A 16,101-nucleotide genomic window follows, 5' to 3' on the forward strand; every position below is an offset into this window, starting at 1 on the left:
GAGCCCGCTGCCCCGAACGCGTCGGCCAGGACCGACCCCGGACACACCCCGTTGTCAGCGGCGCGAGTCGAGCGACTGCACCGGTCCTGGGTCCACCTCCCGCCGCACGCCGGCCGGCCTCCGTCACGCCCGGCGGACGGCCCGGCAGCACCCCACCCAGCAGCGGGGCGCACCGGGCCGCCCACCTCGCGAACCGGTGGGTGCGGCGGTCGAGGACGGTCTCGACGATCCCGTTCGGTCCCGACGGCGAACGGTCCTGTTCCCGCAAGCCGCCGCAGCGGTGCGGGTCGGGCGCCGTCGGCTCGGGACGCTGCCGGCCGGCCCGTTCACACGGCGCGGCGTGCGCGCACCCCGCTGCCTCGTTCCAGCTGCTCGGCGAAGTTCAGCCAGCGTTCTCCGCAGGTCCGGGCCGCGCGGGCGATGTCGGCGTAGCGGTGGGCCGGCACCCCGCTCATCATCCACCTCCACCGCGTGTCGTCGACCCCGTTCGCCGCGAGGAGCTGCAACAGCGCCCGACCCGACTCGGAGAAGCGCAGCGAGGGATCCTTGCGCAGGCTCGCGAACTGGTCGGGCCCGGCGACCACGACGGCCTCCACCCGGGCGCCGCGCCCCGCGGTCTCCGCGACGACCTTTTCGCGCCCCCTGCGCCCACCCGCCCCGCCGCCGGCCTCGCCGTCGGGCTGCGCGGCGTTGCGGAGCTTGGCCGGAACCGGGTCCTTGCCCTCGCGGATGCGCTGGCGGACGTCCCTGGCCGTTGCCGGGGCTATCCCCGCCTCCTGTGCGATCTCACGCAACGAGGCGTCCGGGCGGGCCGCGATGACCTGGACGGCGCGACGCCGGCCGGCCTCGCTGTTGACCGGTCTGGAACGCCCGTCGCGGCCGGTGCGGACCTTCACCTGGTCGGTGTCGGCGGTCGTTCGCTTGCGCAGCGCGGAGATCGTGACCGGCGAGAGACCCGTCACCTCAGCGATGCGGCGGTCCGACCACTGGCCGTGGCTGCCGATGATGCGTTCGGCCGCCGCTACCCGGTCCCGGCGCGACAGCGGCATGCCGTGTTCGGCGTTGAGTCGGACGGCCAGCACGAAGGCGTCGTCGGCCGTGCCGTCCACGAATTGAACCCGGACGTAGTCCTCTCCTCGGAGCACCGCCGCCTGAACCCGGTGCATGCCATCGACGATCCGCATGGTCGGCCGGTGGACGACGATGGGCGGCAGCGGGGTCTGCACTTCGGCCAGCATTTCGGCGTGAGCTGCGCTCTCGCCGGCCGTTCGCGGTGAGTCGGACGCTACCAGTGAGTTGATGGGGACCAGTTCCGTGACTGGCTGCTGCTGAGACATGTCCGGCGCTGGCGGCGTGGCCCCGTCTGCCGTTGACGCGTCGAGCATCAACGCCTCCCTCAGGCATCGTCGGTTCAACGTTTGGCGCACTGACGCTACCAAGAAACTAAACCGACTGTCCCAGATTCTTCTGAACCGATCGCCGGGGCGAGATCCGCACAACCATGCGACGTGGCAGAGCGGTTGGCGGTCGGCGGGGCATGACCAACGGACTCGGCTGAGTGGGAGTCAGGTGCGGCGATCCCCCGTCGCACCGCCCGGAGGACGCGGTTCCGGCTGCCGCTGCGCGGGCCCCGCCCGTCCGGTGCACCGGACGGGCGACCGGGCCGGCCCCGACCCGACCGACCCGGCCGGCGAGGCGGGCTGCCCCGAGCCGGACCGCGGCCGCGTCGATCACTTGGTGCGGTCCCGTGCCCGACGCCCCGCGCCGCCGATCGCGCGGGGCGTCGACATCGGCCGCGGCGGCAACCATGCGGAAAGCAATGAGCCTTGACACTTAGTCAGCGACCGGAGCCATCATGGGTCCGCTATCCACCGAATTCCTTCCGCGGAGATTCCATGCCGAAGAAGAGAAAAGTGATCCCGCTGAGCGGGCTCGTCGAACGGCATTCCATCGATTTCATCCCCGATAACGAGCGGCACGGCAGACCGTTCACCCTGTTCACCCTGTGGTTCCCCGCCAATCTGCAAATCAGCGCGGTGGTCACCGGATCGCTCGCCGTGGTGTTCGGACTCGATGCGCTGTGGTCGCTGGTGGCGCTCCTGGCCGGAAACCTTCTGGGCGGAGCGGTCATGGCCCTGCACGCCGCCCAGGGCCCGCGACTCGGGCTGCCGCAAATGGTCTCTTCCCGGGCCCAGTTCGGGGTCAAAGGGGCGGCGGTCCCGTTGGTCTGCTCGATCGTGATGTACATCGGGTTCTTCGCGAGCGGCAGTGTGCTGGCCGGGCAGGCCGTCGGGCACCTCGCGCACACGGGCGAGAGCGCCGGCATCGTGATCTTCGCGCTCGCCACCGCGGTGACGGCCGCGGTCGGCTACCGGCTGATCCATCGCGTCGGGAAGCTCGCCGCAGCGGTCGGCGCTCTCGCCTTCCTCTACCTGAGCGTCGAGCTGGTGCGCACCGCGCCGCTCGGATCGCTCCTCGGACACCACCACTTCTCGGTGCCGCTGTTCCTGCTCGCGATGTCCCTGTCCGCTTCCTGGCAGCTGGGGTTCGGCCCGTACGTCGCGGACTCCTCCCGCTATCTGCCGCGCGAGACCGCGCCGCGCTCGGTGTTCTGGGCGACCATGGGCGGCAGCGTGCTCGGCGCGCAGTGGGCGATGGGTTTCGGAGCGCTCACGGCGGCCTGGCACGGAGGCGGGCAGGGCGACGAGGTCGGGAACATCGTCGGCATGAGCGGCTCGGCCGCCGTCACGGTGCTGCTGTATTTCTCCATCGCCTTCGGGAAATTGACGGTCAACGTACTGAACACCTACGGCGGATTCATGTCCGTCGTCACCGGGATCAGCGGATTCCGTCGGATCGGCCCGGTCGGGCCGCTCGCCCGCAGCCTTTATGTCGGTGGCATCATGCTCGCCGGAACAACACTCGCACTACTCGGCCGGGGGAACTTCCTCGAGTCCTTCTCGACCTTCCTGCTGTGCCTCCTGACGTTCTTCACGCCATGGAGCGCGATCAACCTGGTCGACTTCTACCTGCTGTCCGACGAGCGTTACGACATCGAGGCCCTGGCCGACCCCCGCGGCCGCTACGGCGCCTGGAACCTACCGGCGCTGACGACGTACGCGGTCGGCATCCTCGTCCAGCTGCCCTTCCTGTCCACCGAGTTGTACACCGGACCGCTGGTCGCCCGGCTCGGCGGCGCCGACATCTCGTGGATCGTCGGCCTGGTCCTGCCGGCGGTCATGTACTGGCTGCTCGCCCGCCGGGGCCAGGGCGCCGTCTCCGGGGGTGAGGACGGCGCCCTGGGGTCCGGTGTGCCGACCCCCGTCGAGCTCAGGAGTCGGTAGGGGTGTACCGGGTGCGCAGCCAGGCGGCGAGCACGGTCAGGGGCACCGCGGTGACCGCCGCGAGGGCGAACAGCTCCTGGTAGTGCCCGTGCTCGGTCAGCGGACCGCCGAGGCCCGAACCGATCGAGCTGCCGACGAACAGGGCGGACACGAACAGCGCGACGGCGGTGCCGCGGGCGGCCGGCACCAAGGTGGTGGCCCAGGTCTGGAGCGAGGAGTGGAAGAAGGACCAGCCGCCTCCCAGCAGGACCGCGGCCACCCCGATGCCCACCACGGACAGGCTCAGGGAGGCGATCAGGAAGCCACCCGCCATCATCACGCCGCCTGCGGCCAGCAGCGTCCACGGGGGCCGCGTCGCCACCGTCTTGAGCAGGCGCGAGAAGCCCAGGGTGCCGACCCCGTAGAGGGCGGTCACCCCGCCCGCGCCGATCGTGCCGACCCCGTGGTCCTGCAGGGCCGGGGCCAGGAAGGTGAAGCAGCCGAGCAGCACCGCTCCCTCGACCAGGCCGAAGGCCATGACCACCCAGGACCACCTCAGCCGCAGCACCGAGCCGAGCTGTTCGGTGGGGCGCCGCAGGGTGGTGGAGGTCCGGGACTCCGACAGGCCGCGCGTGGCGACCACCGTGATCGCCGCCAGCACCGCGGAGAGCGCGAGCATCGCCCGCCAGCTGAGCAGTTCGGCCACCCCGCCGGCGACCAGGGTGGCCGCTGCGGTGCCGATGGCGAGGGCCACCTGGAGGTCCGACAGGGCGCGCTGGCGCACCGCGGGGGAGACGGTGTCCCCGACGTACGTCAGGGAGGTGGGGACCACGGCCCCGAAGAAGGCTCCGGTGGCGATCCGCAGCACCACCAGGACGGTCAGGTTCGGCGCGATCGCGGAAGCCAGCCCGCACACCGCCGCGGCGGCGAGCGAGAAGCGGATGATGCGCATGCGCCCGTACCGGTCGGACAGCATGCCCCACACCGGCTGGGCGCACCCGTACGCGAAGAAGTAGCCGCTCGCGACCAGCACGACCTCGTCGAGCCGGACGTGGAATCCGGCGGCGACGGCCACCAGGAGGGGCGTGATCGCGAACCGGTCGAAGTTGCTGAGGAAGCAGGCCACTCGCAGGACCGGCGGCACACTCCCGGCCTCCGCCGGCCGCGGTACCGACCCGGTCTGCACGCTCGACGGCGGTTCGGGGCCGGTCCTGCCGAGCCGGGTGTCTTGGGACATCTGACGGCCTTTCTGCGACGCGCTGATGCTGGTCGCTCCAGCGTCCGACGGGTGCGTGGTGGGAGCCAGGAGACAAGAAGTCCTAGCATCAGCGCTCCCCCTCACGAGGTGGCGGACCGCGCGGGCTGCCGGGATATGTTGGTGGAGTTCGATGGGCGGAGATCCCAGGAGTTCCCCGGCGACGGCGACGTGCCGGGAACGGCTGGAGAGCGATTGCGGACAGGAAAGAGAAGGCTGTGTTCGAGGACGTCGAGCTCTCATCGTTGACCCGCCGCCCGGGGGTGAAGTGGAACCGGGCCGAACCGGATGTGCTTCCGGCGTGGATCGCGGAGATGGATTTCGCGCCGGCGCCCGCCGTGCGGGAGGCGCTCGTCCGCTGTGCGCAGGAGGACGTGGGATACCCCGCATGGGACGGGCGCCCCGAGGAGATCCCGCTGCGCGCCGCGTTCGCCGAGCGCATGCGCGAACGCTACGGGTGGGTGCTCGACCCCGCTCACGTACGGGAGTTCACCGACATCAACCAGGGCCTCCAGGCCGTCCTGGCGGTCACCACCGGGCCGGGTGACGGCGTCGCCGTGCACACTCCGACGTATCCGCCCTTCCTGGCGACGGTGACGGGCATGGAACGGCGTCTGATCTCCGTCCCCTACGTCCGCCGGGACGACGGCTGGGTCTTCGACGCCGACCGGCTCGAGCGCGAGCTCGCCGACGGCGGCTGCCGGGTGTTGCTGCTGGTCAATCCGCACAACCCGACCGGACGGGTGCTCAGCCGGCCCGAGCTGGAAGGGCTCGCCGAACTCGCCTGCCGGTACGACCTCCTGGTGATCGCCGACGAGATCCACGCCGACCTCGTGCACGGCTCGCACCGGCACATTCCGTTCGGCTCCCTCTCGCCGGAGGTGGCGGCGCGGACGGTGACGCTGACGTCGGCGACCAAGGCGTTCAACGTGCCGGGGGTCCGCTGCGCGGTCGCCCACGTCGGTGCGGCCGAGGTGCGCGCGGCGCTGGCCTCCCCGACCCACCTGTACGGGGAGCCCAACACCTTCGGTGTGGCCGCCACCCTGGCGGCGTGGCGGGAGGGTGACTCCTGGTTGGCCCAGCTGCGGCCGGTCCTGGAGCGCAACGCCGAGCTGGTCCGGGCGGAGCTGCCCTCCGGCATCGGGTACACGCCCCCGCAGGGCTCGTTCCTGGCCTGGCTGGACTGCCGGTCCCTGGACCTGCCCACCGACCCGTACACCTTCTTCCTGGAGAAGGCCCGTGTCCTCCTGAACGACGGCCGCACCTTCGGGCCCGGTGGCGAGGGCTTCGTCCGGCTCAACTTCGGCACGTCCCCCACTGTGCTGCGGGAGATCCTGGAGCGGATGCGCTCCGCCGTGGGCTGACCCCGCGGCCACCCCTTCCGCCCCGCGGCCGCCCGTTCCGCCCGGCGGCCGCCCGGCTACCCCGCGCCGGCCGGGCGACGGCCGCCCGGGAGGGACGGCTCGACCTCCAGCCGTCGCCGGTTCGCGACGGCGGACGGTACGGTCCGCGTCGGAACGGGCGCGGCCACCAGGTCCGGGTCCACGATCAGCCGGGTCACCCCCAGCGGCTCCACCAGCTCCCGCAGGATCGGCTCGGCGAGCTCGACGCAGGCCTGGTCGTCGCCCAGCGCCGTGGCCAGCCGTGCCCGCGAGGTGAAACCGACGACGGTGCGGGTGCCCAGCGGGGTGCGGAAGAGCCTGATGAGATGGACGCGCCCGCGCTCGCGGACCGGGACGAACAGGCCCTTGGCAGCGGGGCTTTGACCGCCTGAGGCGTCTGTGGGTTCCATGGGTTCCTCCATAGGGTGGCCGGTGAGCACCTCGTGGGCACGTCGTCCGGAGTCACTGGTGCGAGCGCGGACCCTCGGGGCGGCCGCTCAGTGCGCGACGCCGGCCAGGCATCTGGTCGTCGGTGTGTCGGCGGGCGCGGGACGCGACGGCGGCTGGGCCGGCGCCAGCCGGCTCAGCCGGTCGAGGGCCTCCTGGCGGCGGGCCGCCGGCTCGTGCTCGGCGCACTCGGCGGCGTAGAGGCCCACGAGGGTGTGGAAGCGGTACAGGTGGTCCGGCCCCTCTTCCAGCAGGTGGTTGGCGACCAGGACCGAGAGCAGGCGGCGGGCGGTGGCCCGGTCCGTTCCCGCGAGCGCGGCGGCGATCTCCTCCGTGAACGTCCCGCTGTGCAGGCCCAGGTGACGGAACATCCGGGCCGCGTCCGCAGGCAGCGCCTGGTACGACGCGTCGAACGCGCCGCGCATGCTGGCCGCGGCGTCACCGTTCACCATCAGCCAGTCGAGTCGGCCGCGCTCCGCCGCGAAGGGCTCGATAAGGGCGTCCAGCGGCATCCCGGGGTTGGCCGCCAGGCGCTCGGCGACGATGCGCAAGGCCAGCGGCAGTCCGCCGCACTGCGCCACCAGGCGCGCGGTGACCGGGCCCTGCCCGCGCAGTCGGCCCCCGCTGAGGTCGGTCAGGAGCCGTGCCGACTCCTCCTCGTGCAGGGGGCCGATCGTGACCAGGTGCGCACCGTCGCGCGCCGCGAGCCCGCTGAACCGCTGCCGGCTCGTCGCCAGGACGCAGGAGGATCCGCGCGGTATCAACGGACGCAGCTGGTGGGGGCTGTGCGCGTCGTCGAGCACCACCAGCATCTTCCGGCCGTGCAGCAGGCTGCGGTAGAGGGCGGCTCGGGCGGCCAGGCCCGGGGGCATCCGCGCGCCGTCCACGCCCAGGCTCCCCAGCAGTTGCCCCAGGGCGTCGACGGCGCTGACGGTGCGGCCCTCCGGTCCGGTTCCGCGCAGGTCCACGTACAACTGCCCGTCGGGGAAGTGGTCGAGGAGTCGGTGCGCCAGTTGCAGGACGAACGCCGACTTGCCCACCCCGGCCGGTCCGTCGACCACCGCCACGGGTGTCGTCGCGCCGCCGCTGCTCTCGCCGGTGACGACGCCCTCCAGCCACCCCAGCTCGCTGTCCCGGCCTACGAATCCCCTTGCCAGTGGCGGGAGTTGGGCTGGCTTGGGGATGCCCTGGAGCATCGGCCGCCGGCTCGTGGACGGGAGGGGCCCGGTGTCCGCGCCGGGCGAGCGCGGCTGCGGGCGCCCGGACAGGATCTGCTGGTAGAGCCGGCGCAGGTCGGCGCCCGGCTCGATGCCCAGGTCCCGGCGCAGCAGTTCCCGGGTCTGTTCGTACACCTGCAGCGCGTGGGCCTGCCGGCCCCCGCGGTACAGCGCCGAGATCAGGAGCCAGCGCAGCTTCTCGCGCAGCGGCTCCTCGGCGACCGCGCCGGTCAGCTCGGTGACCAGCTCGGCGTGTCGCCCCGCCGCCAGCATGTCCAGGGCCCATTCCTCGACGGCCGTCAACCGCAGGTCCCGCAGCCGGTCCCGCTCCAGTACGGCGAAGGGCCCGGGAACCGAGTAGAGCGCCTCGCCCTGCCACAGGGACAGGGCCTTCTCGTACAACCGCGCGGTCACCTCGGAGGGGGCCTCGCCCCGTGACTTCCGCGCCTCGCCGAGGCGTCGGACGAAGAGCGTGGCGTCCACGTCCGCGGGGTCCACGCGCAGGCAGTACCCGCCGGACTGGAAGCCGAGCACCGCGCTCGCCGCTCTGCGGCCGCGATACGGATCCAGGACGCGACGCAGTCCGGCCACGTACGTGTGCACGCCGTTGGCGGCCGTGCGCGGCACGACGCTGCCCCACACCGCGTCCGCGATGTCCTCGACGCCCACGACGTCGCCGGCGCGGCAGGCGAGCAGGGCGAGGACGGCTCGCTGCTTGGGCGGGCCCAGCGCCACCTCCACCCCGCCGCGCCACGCGCGCACCGGCCCCAGGAGCTGGATGCGCAGGGATGCCTCAGCGGTCGCCATGGGTGATTCGCCTCCTGAAGTACTATTCCGGCCGCTTCTCGGCCGGCTCACCCCGCAGGGGGGGACGGCCTCCGCAGGAAGGGTCTGCACCAACAAGAAGAAGAGGGGGGAAGCAGCGTCGCGTCTCGGCATTGAGACGGCGTCCCGGGAGATCGCTCCTGCGAAGGCGTGCCAACGAACCGGAGATATTCGGCGGGCCGGGGATCCGCTCGTCCGACCCGCATCGTCTTCGGCGGGAGGGATTCACCGAATGAACGCCTCACGGGCCGCCGAGCACGTTTCCGTCTCTTCATTACCGAAAGACGTACGCGAAAATTACGGTAACGGAGCCTCAGCTCGATGTCACCCCCGTCCCACCGGGGCGGAGTCCTCGGCGGAACGGGCGTCGGCCCGGATTCCGCCGACGGGTGCGGGGGGCGATCCGCCGGCCCGGGTGGCGGCCGCCGGCCGAGGCGTCGTCCGGGTCCCGCCCGGCCTCGGCGGGTGTTCAAGTGCTCCGTTCCGAACAGTTGAACACCGTCGGCGAACCGCCTTGCTCCGCCGCCCCTTGCGCCGCCGGGGCGGGCGAGGCCTGGCTGTTAGGGTTGCGCGGGTGGTAGCGAGGACACCTTCCGGCAACCCCGGCCGCCGTGCGCTCGGGGCCTTCCTGCGCTCGCGGCGCGAGCGCCTGTCCCCCGACGACATGGGGATCTGCGACTCGTCGCGCCGCCGCACTCCGGGGCTGCGCCGCGAGGAGGTGGCCGCGCTCTCCGGGGTGAGCCTCAGCTGGTACACGTGGCTGGAGCAGGGCCGCGACATCAAGGTCTCCCGCCAGGTTCTGGCCGCCCTCGCGCGGTCCCTCAGGCTCTCCCCACCGGAGGTCCGGCACCTGTACCGGCTCTGCGACGAACTGCCCCCGGAGCTCGGGGACCCGCACAGCTGCCCCGGCTCCGACGGGCAGCTCGACGCCATGCTGCGGGCGCTGGAACCCAACCCGGCGGTGCTCCTCGACCAGCACTGGGACGTCCTGGCCTGGAACCGCGCCGAGGCCGCTCTCTTCACGGGCTACGCCGCGCTGCCCGTCGAGCGGCGCAACATGCTCTGGGTCATCTTCGGCTGGCCACCCGCGCGCTTCCTGATGGCGGATTGGGAGGCCCAGGCCAGCCAGGTGCTCGCCCAGTTCCGCGTGCGCGCCGACGAGGAGCCCGGCGACCCGCGGTTCGCGGCGGTCGTCGCCGATCTGCTGGCCGCCGTACCCGACTTCGCCCGCTTCTGGCAGCGGCACGAGGTGGCCGACTACCAGACCGTGGACAAGCACTTCACGCACCCGAGGGCGGGCCGGCTCGTCCTGCGGCAGTCGAAGCTGATCGCCGCGGACGACCCCCGCGTCCACCTGCTGGCCCGGTTCCCGGCCGACGAGTCGACGAAGGGCGCGCTCTCGCTGCTCATCGAGTGAGGTCGGCACGCGCCGGCCGGGTCCCGCCCGTCCCGTCAAACGTGCCGGCCCCCTCGACCGGGCGCGGTCGAGGGGGCCGAGGAAGGACGGACGGGATCACTGCTCGTGCAGGAACTCCCGGATCGGGTAACCGACGTGCCGCTGGTCGGTGAGCGCGTAGCCGAGGATGACGTCGCCGGGCTTCAGCTCGGTGATGTTGTGGACGCTGCCACCGGGGCCGAGCACCCGCACGTGCCAGTCGTCCTGGGCGATCACGTTCACCTTGCCGCCCGAGGGCGACTGCGCCTCGATCAGGAGCATCGGGCGGCTCTCCATCTTGATGCGGCCGACCACGATGCGCCGGGTGTTGCCGTCGGTGTCGACGGCCAGCAGCTCGGATCCGGAGCGCAGCTCGGCGAGGTAGCGGGTCCGGTTCGCCGGCGTGAGGCTGTAGGAGTGCAGCGCGGCCGCGTTCACCCGGAACGGGCGGGTCGGCATGTACGGCAGCGGGTGCGTCTCGCTGCTCACGAGGATCATGCCCGTGGCGTGCGAGCCGACCAGGATGCCCTCGTTCTGCTTGAAGTGGGAGCAGGTGTCGACGCACACCCGGTCGCCCAGGCCCACGTGGGCGAGCCTGGTGACGGTCAGCTCCTCCAGCTCCAGCCGCTCGGTGCCCTCCCGGCAGATCTCGGTGAGCGTGGTCGCCTCGCCCACCGCCTCGGGCCGCAGCAGGACGCCCTCGGGACCGCGCTCGAGGACGGTGAGGGTGATCTCGGCGTCCTGCAGGTCGGTGACCACGGTGATCAGCTTGCCCTCGGCCTTGTCCGTGGCGCCCAGCAGGATCTCCAGCGGGATCTTGCTCGGGTCCTGCTGGAACTCCACCAGCGTCCAGGCGGCCGTGGACGCGACCGTGCAGGCGACGGCCAACGACTCCTCGCCGGTGACGGTGACGAAGACGCCCTTCTCCGCGCTGGGCAGCGCGGGCTCGTACTTCCCGGCCAGGGCGTGGTCGACCACCAGGATGTCGGCGATCTCCGCCAGCTTCACGGCTGCGGACTCCGGAGTGTCCGGAAGGATGAGGCCGACCTTCTTCTTGTTCGGCGGGATCGTGGCCAGCAGCTCCGGGTCGTCGGAGACGAACCCGTCGATGCCGACGTGCACGGCCTCCTCGATCACGGGGGCGGTGAGGTCCTTCAGCCCGCGGACGTCGATCCAGGTGAGCTTCACTGCGAACTCCTCGTTGATGTGCGGTTCAGGTCTGGGCGGGTGCGGGGTGGACCGCCGCGAGCTCGCGGTCGGGGTTCGAGGGGACACCGGCGGTGATGTCGCCGACGGTGGGGCCGAGGGCGGGCATGTGCAGGGCGTCGGCGACCAGGCGCACGGTGCCCGCGACGTCGGGCGAAGCCCAGACGTTGCGGCCCATGGCCACGCCGAGCGCGCCGGACGCCACGACGTCGCCGACGGTCCGGGCCAGCTGCTGGCCGCCCACCGGGGCGCCGCCGGCGGTGATGATGCCGATCGGGCAACTGCGCACCACCTCGGCCATGGTGGCCGGCGAGCCGGTGTAGGGCACCTTCGCGATGTCGGCACCGAGGTCGGCGGCGAGGTTCGCGGCGTGTGCCACCAGCTCGGGGTCGGTCGGGTCGCTCACCCGCGGTCCGCGCGGATAGACCATGGCGATGAGCGGCAGGCCCCAGCGGGCGCAGCCGTCAGCGGCCCTGGCCAGGTCGCTCAGTTGCTCGGCTTCGGTGTCGGAGCCCATGTTGATGTGGATGCTGACCGCGTCGGCCCCCAGCTCCAGGGCTTCCTCGACCTCGGCGAGGCGGACCTTGGCGTTGGCGTCGGGGGCGTGCCGCGTGATCCCGTTCAGGTGGAGCACCACGGCCGTGCCGCGCAGGGCTTCCGCCGGCAGGAACCGCATGCGGCCCTTGTGGACCAGCAGGGCGTCCCCGCCGTTGCGCGACACGGCGAGAGCGATGTCACGAACGGCCGCGGCGGAGGCGATCGGGCCGTCCGCGACCGAATGGTCAAGGGGTACCACGAAGGTCCTGCCGGACACCGGATTTATGAGGCGGCTCAGCCGCAGACCCTTTCCCGGGGAATGGTGGAACAATTCCATGGAGATTCCTCTCACGCCGGACGCAACCACGCATCCCGGCCGTTCCGCTCCGTCAGATGGGTGGGAGATCGTCCCGGAACTGCGACAGAAAGCCTGATCGACGGGACTCGCCACATCGAAGTCGGAACGATCCTGTCATGTCAAGGGACCATTCGCGGCCACGAGTTGAGTGCCGGATCGAGATTGACACGGCGTTCGACGAACGTATCGTTGAGCCTTGTCGAATCGCGCTGCACCAACGGTCCCCTTCGCCGGCGGGCGGGTCACGGCAACGCGTCCGCCGCTCGCGAGCGGGCTCTGCCGGCCATCGTTTCGGCAACGAATTGCGCGCGACTCCCACAGATATCTACAGGAGAGCTCAATGAGTGCTTTTCCGCAGAACTATTGGTATGTCGCTGCATGGAGCAAGGAAGTGGGCAGGGAGCTCCTCAGCCGGACGATCTGCGGCGAACCGATCGTGTTCTACCGCCGCCGCGACGGCCGGCCCGTGGCCCTCGCGGACCGCTGTGTGCACCGCCGCTACCCGCTCTCGCTCGGCCGGCTCGAGGACGACTCCATCGAGTGCGGCTACCACGGCTTCGTCTTCGACTGCTCCGGGGCCTGCACCTTCGTGCCGGGTCAGGACCGCATCCCGCGCACCGCCCGGGTACCCGCCTACCAGGTGGTGGAGCGGGACAGGTGGATCTGGGTCTGGATCGGCGACCAGAGCAAGGCGGACCCGGCCCTGGTGCCGGACGCCCACTGGCTGGACGACCCGAACTGGGCGTCGGTCGAGGACATGGCGCACTCGCCGTTCCGGTACAGCCTCCTGATGGACAACCTCATGGACCTGTCCCACGAGACGTACCTGCACGCCGGCCTGATCGGGACGCCGGAGATCGCCCGCACGCCCTTCACCACCCAGGTCGACGACGTGCGGAACCGGGTCACCTTCTCGCGCCACATGGAAGCCGTGGAGTGCCCGCCCTTCTATGAGAAGACCACCGGCTACACCACGCCGATCGACCGCTGGCAGGACGTGGCGTTCCAGCCGCCCGCGTTCTGGGTGAACAACGTGCGGGTCGCGCCGCACGGCACGCCGGTCGGCCCGAACGGGGACGAGGGCGGCGCCCACGTGAAGATCCTGCACGGGCTCACCCCGGAGACCGAGAACAGCACCTGGGACTTCTGGGCCGTGGTCCGCGACTTCGCGCTGGACGACGAGGCTGTCAGCCACGCGCTGCTGACGATGAACCAGGAGGTGGTCCAGCAGGACCTGGATGCCCTGACCGTCCTCGAGCAGGTCGTGGCCAGCGAGCCGCCGGGGACCCAGGAGCTGAGCGTCGAGATCGACGCCGGCGGCCTGGCCGCCCGCGCGATGCTGCGCAAGATCAACCAGTAACCGTCCGGACCGACCCCCGAAGGGCGGAAGACATGGCTCCCGACACGCTGGAGGTCCTGGTCCGTGAGCGGACCGAACTCGCGCAGGGCGTGCTGGGCCTGGAGCTGGTGGCGCCCGACGGCGGCGCGCTGCCCGCCTGGGCCCCCGGGGCGCACATCGACCTGGTCCTGCCGTCGGGGCTCGTACGGCAGTTCTCGCTGTGCGGCCCCGCCGACCGGGCCGGAAGCTGGCACATCGCCGTCCTGCGCGAGCCGAACGGGCGCGGCGGGTCGATCGAGGTGCACGACGAACTCGCGGTGCAGACACGCCTGCGCGCCGTCGGCCCGCGCAACCGCTTCCCGCTGCTGCCCGCCGACGACCTGCTGTTCATCGCGGGCGGCATCGGCATCACCCCGTTGCTGCCGATGCTCGCCGAGGCCGAACGCAGCGGCAGCCGTTGGCGGCTGCTCTACGGGGGCCGGACCAGGACGTCCATGGCGTTCCTGCCCGAACTGGCCGGCTACGGCGACCGCGTCAGGATCGTCCCGCAGGACGAGTTCGGGCTGCTCGACCTCGACGGGCCGCTGTCCCGGGTTCCGGCCGGCGGGCGGGTCTACTGCTGCGGGCCCGAGCCGCTGCTCGACGCGGTGCGGGAGCGCTGCGCCGGTCGGCCCGAACTGACGCTGCACACCGAGCGGTTCGCCGCCGCGCCGTCCACCGCCGGCCCCGGGGGGACGGACACCGGCTTCGAGGCCGTGCTCAAGCGCAGCGGCAGGTCGGTCCCCGTGCCCGCCGGGACCTCGGTGCTCGCGGCGCTGCGCGAGGCGGGGGTGGCGGTGCTCGCCTCGTGCGAGGAGGGCACCTGCGGGACCTGCGAGACCACCGTCCTGGAGGGCGCGGTGGAGCACCGCGACAGCCTCCTGACCGAGGAGGAGCGCGCCGCCGGCGACCTGATGCTGATCTGCGTCTCGCGCTCCCGCAGCCCGCGCCTGGTCCTCGACCTCTGAGGCCCCCCGGGGTCCCGGAGGTCCCGGAGGTCTCCGGACCGCTGACTTCCCACGTCCGTCACACCCCGTGGGGCCCGCCGCCCCCGGTCGCACCTGGAGAACACCGATGACGCACCCCCCGTCCTGGGACGGCCTCATCGAGGACGCCTTCCTCGAACAGGTCCGGGCCCGCCCGTCGGCCACCGCCCTGGTCGCGGGCTCCCGCGTGCTGACCTACCAGGAGCTGTACGACCGGGCGGCCGGCGTCGCCGCCGGGCTGCGCCGGCTCGGCGTGCGGCGCGAGACCTTGGTCGGCCTCGCCTTCGACCGCTCGGCCGACTCGATCGTGGCCCTGCTCGCCGTCGTCCTGGCGGGCGGTGCGTACGTGCCGATCGATCCCGCCTACCCCGAGCACCGCGTCCGCCAGATCACCGAGCAGGCCGAGCTGCGCCTGGTGGTGTGCCCGGAGACGGTGCGCGAGCGGTTCACCGTGCCCGAGCCCGCGCGCACCTGCGGACTCGAGGAGCTGCTGAGCCTCGGCGAGGCGGCGGACGAGCCGGCGGCGCCCCACGAGGCGCCCGGGGCCGGGCAGTCCCCGCTGGCCTACGTGATGTTCACCTCGGGCAGCACCGGCCGCCCCAAGGGAGTGATGGTCGAACACCGCGGCGTCCTGCGCCTGGTCAAGGACATCGGCTACCTGGACCTGTCCCCGGCCCAGCGGATGCTCCAGGCCGCGTCGCTCGCCTTCGACGCGGCGACGTTCGAGATCTGGGGCGCCTTGCTGAACGGCGCGTCGCTGCACGTCGTGGACCACGAGACGGCCGTCGTCCCGGGGCGCTTCGCGCAGGCGATCCGGGAGCAGGGCGTGACCATGGCCTTCGTCACCGCCCCGCTGTTCCACCGCATGGCCCAGGAGGACCCGGCGGCCTTCGCCTCGCTGGCCACCCTGCTGACCGGTGGTGACGTCGTCTCCCCCGCCCATGTGCGCCAGGTCCGCGAGACCAACCCCTCGCTCACCGTCGTCAACTGCTACGGCCCCACCGAGAACAGTGCCTTCACCACGGTCTTCCCCGTCCCCGGGCACACCGACGGCCCGCTGCCGATCGGCCGGCCCGTTCCCGGCACGAGCGTGCGGGTCTGCGACGAGCAGGGCCGCCCGGTACCCGCCGGAACCGTCGGCGAGCTGTACACGGCCGGCGCCGGGGTGGCGCGCGGCTACCTGGGCGAGCCCGAGCTGACGGCGCGCAAGTTCGTCCTGCTGGACGGCGAGCGCCACTACCGCACCGGCGACCTGGTGCGCGCCGACGAGGACGGGCTGCTGCACTTCCACGGCCGCCAGGACGACCAGGTCAAGATCCGCGGCCATCTCGTGGAGCTCACCGAGGTCAACGCGGCGCTCCAGGCGCTGGAAGGCGTGAGCGACGCGTACACCAGCGTCATCGGCGAGCCGGGCGAGGAGCGCTCGCTGGCCGCCTACGTGGTGGCGCCGGGCCTCGACAGCGCGGCGCTGCGGCGCGCGCTGCGCGAGCGGCTGCCCGCGTACCTGTGCCCGGACCGCTTCGTGATGCTGGAGCGGCTGCCCCTGGCGCCGAACGGCAAGGTCGACCGGCACCGCCTGCCATCGGCCTCCCCCGCGCCCACGCCGCGGCGCGAGGGCCACGCGCTCACGCCCGCACAGGCCCGCCTGGCCGGGCTGTGGGCCGCGGGGGGCGGCGGCGGCCCCCGGGGGACCGCCGCCCCCCGCGGGCGGGTCGCGCCGGGCGGGCCCACCCCCCCCCCCGCGCGGCGCCC

General features: G+C 72.5%; 12 protein-coding genes. 6 read left to right on the plus strand and 6 right to left on the minus strand.

Going from position 1 to position 16,101, the window contains the following annotated elements; genetic code table 11:
* Positions 1-326 precede the first annotated feature (326 nt).
* The gene (locus tag ABT247_RS11430; protein ID WP_350741360.1) at positions 327-1,385 is read right to left on the minus strand and encodes a ParB/RepB/Spo0J family partition protein; all 1,059 of its coding nucleotides are present in this window, start codon (positions 1,383-1,385) and stop codon (positions 327-329) included.
* A 510-nt stretch (positions 1,386-1,895) separates the two neighbouring features.
* Here ABT247_RS11430 and ABT247_RS11435 point away from each other — a divergent pair.
* Positions 1,896-3,344: a purine-cytosine permease family protein gene (locus ABT247_RS11435; RefSeq protein WP_350741363.1), complete on the plus strand. Its 1,449-nt coding sequence runs from the start codon at positions 1,896-1,898 to the stop codon at positions 3,342-3,344.
* Here ABT247_RS11435 and ABT247_RS11440 read toward each other — a convergent pair.
* Complete coding sequence (locus ABT247_RS11440) at positions 3,331-4,560, minus strand: MFS transporter (RefSeq protein WP_350741365.1); 1,230 nt, start codon at positions 4,558-4,560, stop codon at positions 3,331-3,333. The genes ABT247_RS11435 and ABT247_RS11440 overlap by 14 nt on opposite strands.
* A gap of 332 nt (positions 4,561-4,892) precedes the next feature.
* Here ABT247_RS11440 and ABT247_RS11445 point away from each other — a divergent pair, with 332 nt between their 5' ends.
* Positions 4,893-5,942 (plus strand): MalY/PatB family protein, encoded by a 1,050-nt coding sequence (locus ABT247_RS11445; protein WP_350741367.1) that lies wholly within the window; start codon positions 4,893-4,895, stop codon positions 5,940-5,942.
* Positions 5,943-5,998: 56 nt separating this feature from the next.
* Here the strand turns inward: ABT247_RS11445 and ABT247_RS11450 are convergent, their stop codons facing one another.
* Both ABT247_RS11450 and ABT247_RS11455 read right to left on the minus strand, forming a co-directional pair.
* Positions 5,999-6,370 (minus strand): SAV_915 family protein, encoded by a 372-nt coding sequence (locus ABT247_RS11450; RefSeq protein ID WP_350741370.1) that lies wholly within the window; start codon positions 6,368-6,370, stop codon positions 5,999-6,001.
* A gap of 87 nt (positions 6,371-6,457) precedes the next feature.
* Complete coding sequence (locus ABT247_RS11455) at positions 6,458-8,431, minus strand: AfsR/SARP family transcriptional regulator (RefSeq protein ID WP_350741372.1); 1,974 nt, start codon at positions 8,429-8,431, stop codon at positions 6,458-6,460.
* Positions 8,432-9,023: 592 nt separating this feature from the next.
* Here ABT247_RS11455 and ABT247_RS11460 point away from each other — a divergent pair.
* On the plus strand, positions 9,024-9,866 hold the full coding sequence (locus tag ABT247_RS11460; protein WP_350741374.1) for a helix-turn-helix transcriptional regulator: 843 nt from the start codon (positions 9,024-9,026) through the stop codon (positions 9,864-9,866).
* Between the two features lie 96 nt (positions 9,867-9,962).
* Here ABT247_RS11460 and ABT247_RS11465 read toward each other — a convergent pair whose 3' ends face one another.
* Both ABT247_RS11465 and ABT247_RS11470 read right to left on the minus strand, forming a co-directional pair.
* Positions 9,963-11,072 carry a 3-dehydroquinate synthase II family protein gene (locus ABT247_RS11465; protein ID WP_350741376.1) on the minus strand — a complete coding sequence of 370 codons (1,110 nt, stop codon included), beginning with the start codon at positions 11,070-11,072 and terminating at the stop codon, positions 9,963-9,965.
* Positions 11,073-11,097: 25 nt separating this feature from the next.
* Positions 11,098-11,964: a 2-amino-3,7-dideoxy-D-threo-hept-6-ulosonate synthase gene (locus ABT247_RS11470; protein ID WP_350741378.1), complete on the minus strand. Its 867-nt coding sequence runs from the start codon at positions 11,962-11,964 to the stop codon at positions 11,098-11,100.
* A gap of 361 nt (positions 11,965-12,325) precedes the next feature.
* Between ABT247_RS11470 and ABT247_RS11475 the strand changes: the two genes are divergently transcribed.
* From ABT247_RS11475 to ABT247_RS11485, 3 genes are all read left to right on the plus strand, one after another.
* Complete coding sequence (locus tag ABT247_RS11475; protein WP_350741380.1) at positions 12,326-13,345, plus strand: aromatic ring-hydroxylating dioxygenase subunit alpha; 1,020 nt, start codon at positions 12,326-12,328, stop codon at positions 13,343-13,345.
* Positions 13,346-13,377: 32 nt separating this feature from the next.
* Complete coding sequence (locus ABT247_RS11480) at positions 13,378-14,331, plus strand: PDR/VanB family oxidoreductase (protein WP_350741382.1); 954 nt, start codon at positions 13,378-13,380, stop codon at positions 14,329-14,331.
* A gap of 106 nt (positions 14,332-14,437) precedes the next feature.
* Positions 14,438-16,101 (plus strand): amino acid adenylation domain-containing protein (locus ABT247_RS11485; RefSeq protein WP_350741384.1); only part of this gene is annotated, 1,664 nt, incomplete at its 3' end.

This window comes from Kitasatospora sp. NPDC001539 (assembly GCF_040298565.1).
Taxonomy (GTDB): domain Bacteria; phylum Actinomycetota; class Actinomycetes; order Streptomycetales; family Streptomycetaceae; genus Kitasatospora.

What these genes read in the sequence shown, in the direction of transcription:
- ABT247_RS11450 (WP_350741370.1), bottom strand. Translation starts at nt 6,370, where the DNA reads ATGGAACCCACAGACGCCTCAGGCGGTCAAAGCCCCGCTGCCAAGGGC.
- ABT247_RS11455 (WP_350741372.1), bottom strand. Translation starts at nt 8,431, where the DNA reads ATGGCGACCGCTGAGGCATCCCTGCGCATCCAGCTCCTGGGGCCGGTG.
- ABT247_RS11480 (WP_350741382.1), top strand. Translation starts at nt 13,378, where the DNA reads ATGGCTCCCGACACGCTGGAGGTCCTGGTCCGTGAGCGGACCGAACTC.
- ABT247_RS11475 (WP_350741380.1), top strand. Translation starts at nt 12,326, where the DNA reads ATGAGTGCTTTTCCGCAGAACTATTGGTATGTCGCTGCATGGAGCAAG.
- ABT247_RS11445 (WP_350741367.1), top strand. Translation starts at nt 4,893, where the DNA reads ATGGATTTCGCGCCGGCGCCCGCCGTGCGGGAGGCGCTCGTCCGCTGT.
- ABT247_RS11435 (WP_350741363.1), top strand. Translation starts at nt 1,896, where the DNA reads ATGCCGAAGAAGAGAAAAGTGATCCCGCTGAGCGGGCTCGTCGAACGG.
- ABT247_RS11430 (WP_350741360.1), bottom strand. Translation starts at nt 1,385, where the DNA reads ATGCTCGACGCGTCAACGGCAGACGGGGCCACGCCGCCAGCGCCGGAC.
- ABT247_RS11440 (WP_350741365.1), bottom strand. Translation starts at nt 4,560, where the DNA reads ATGTCCCAAGACACCCGGCTCGGCAGGACCGGCCCCGAACCGCCGTCG.
- ABT247_RS11470 (WP_350741378.1), bottom strand. Translation starts at nt 11,964, where the DNA reads ATGGAATTGTTCCACCATTCCCCGGGAAAGGGTCTGCGGCTGAGCCGC.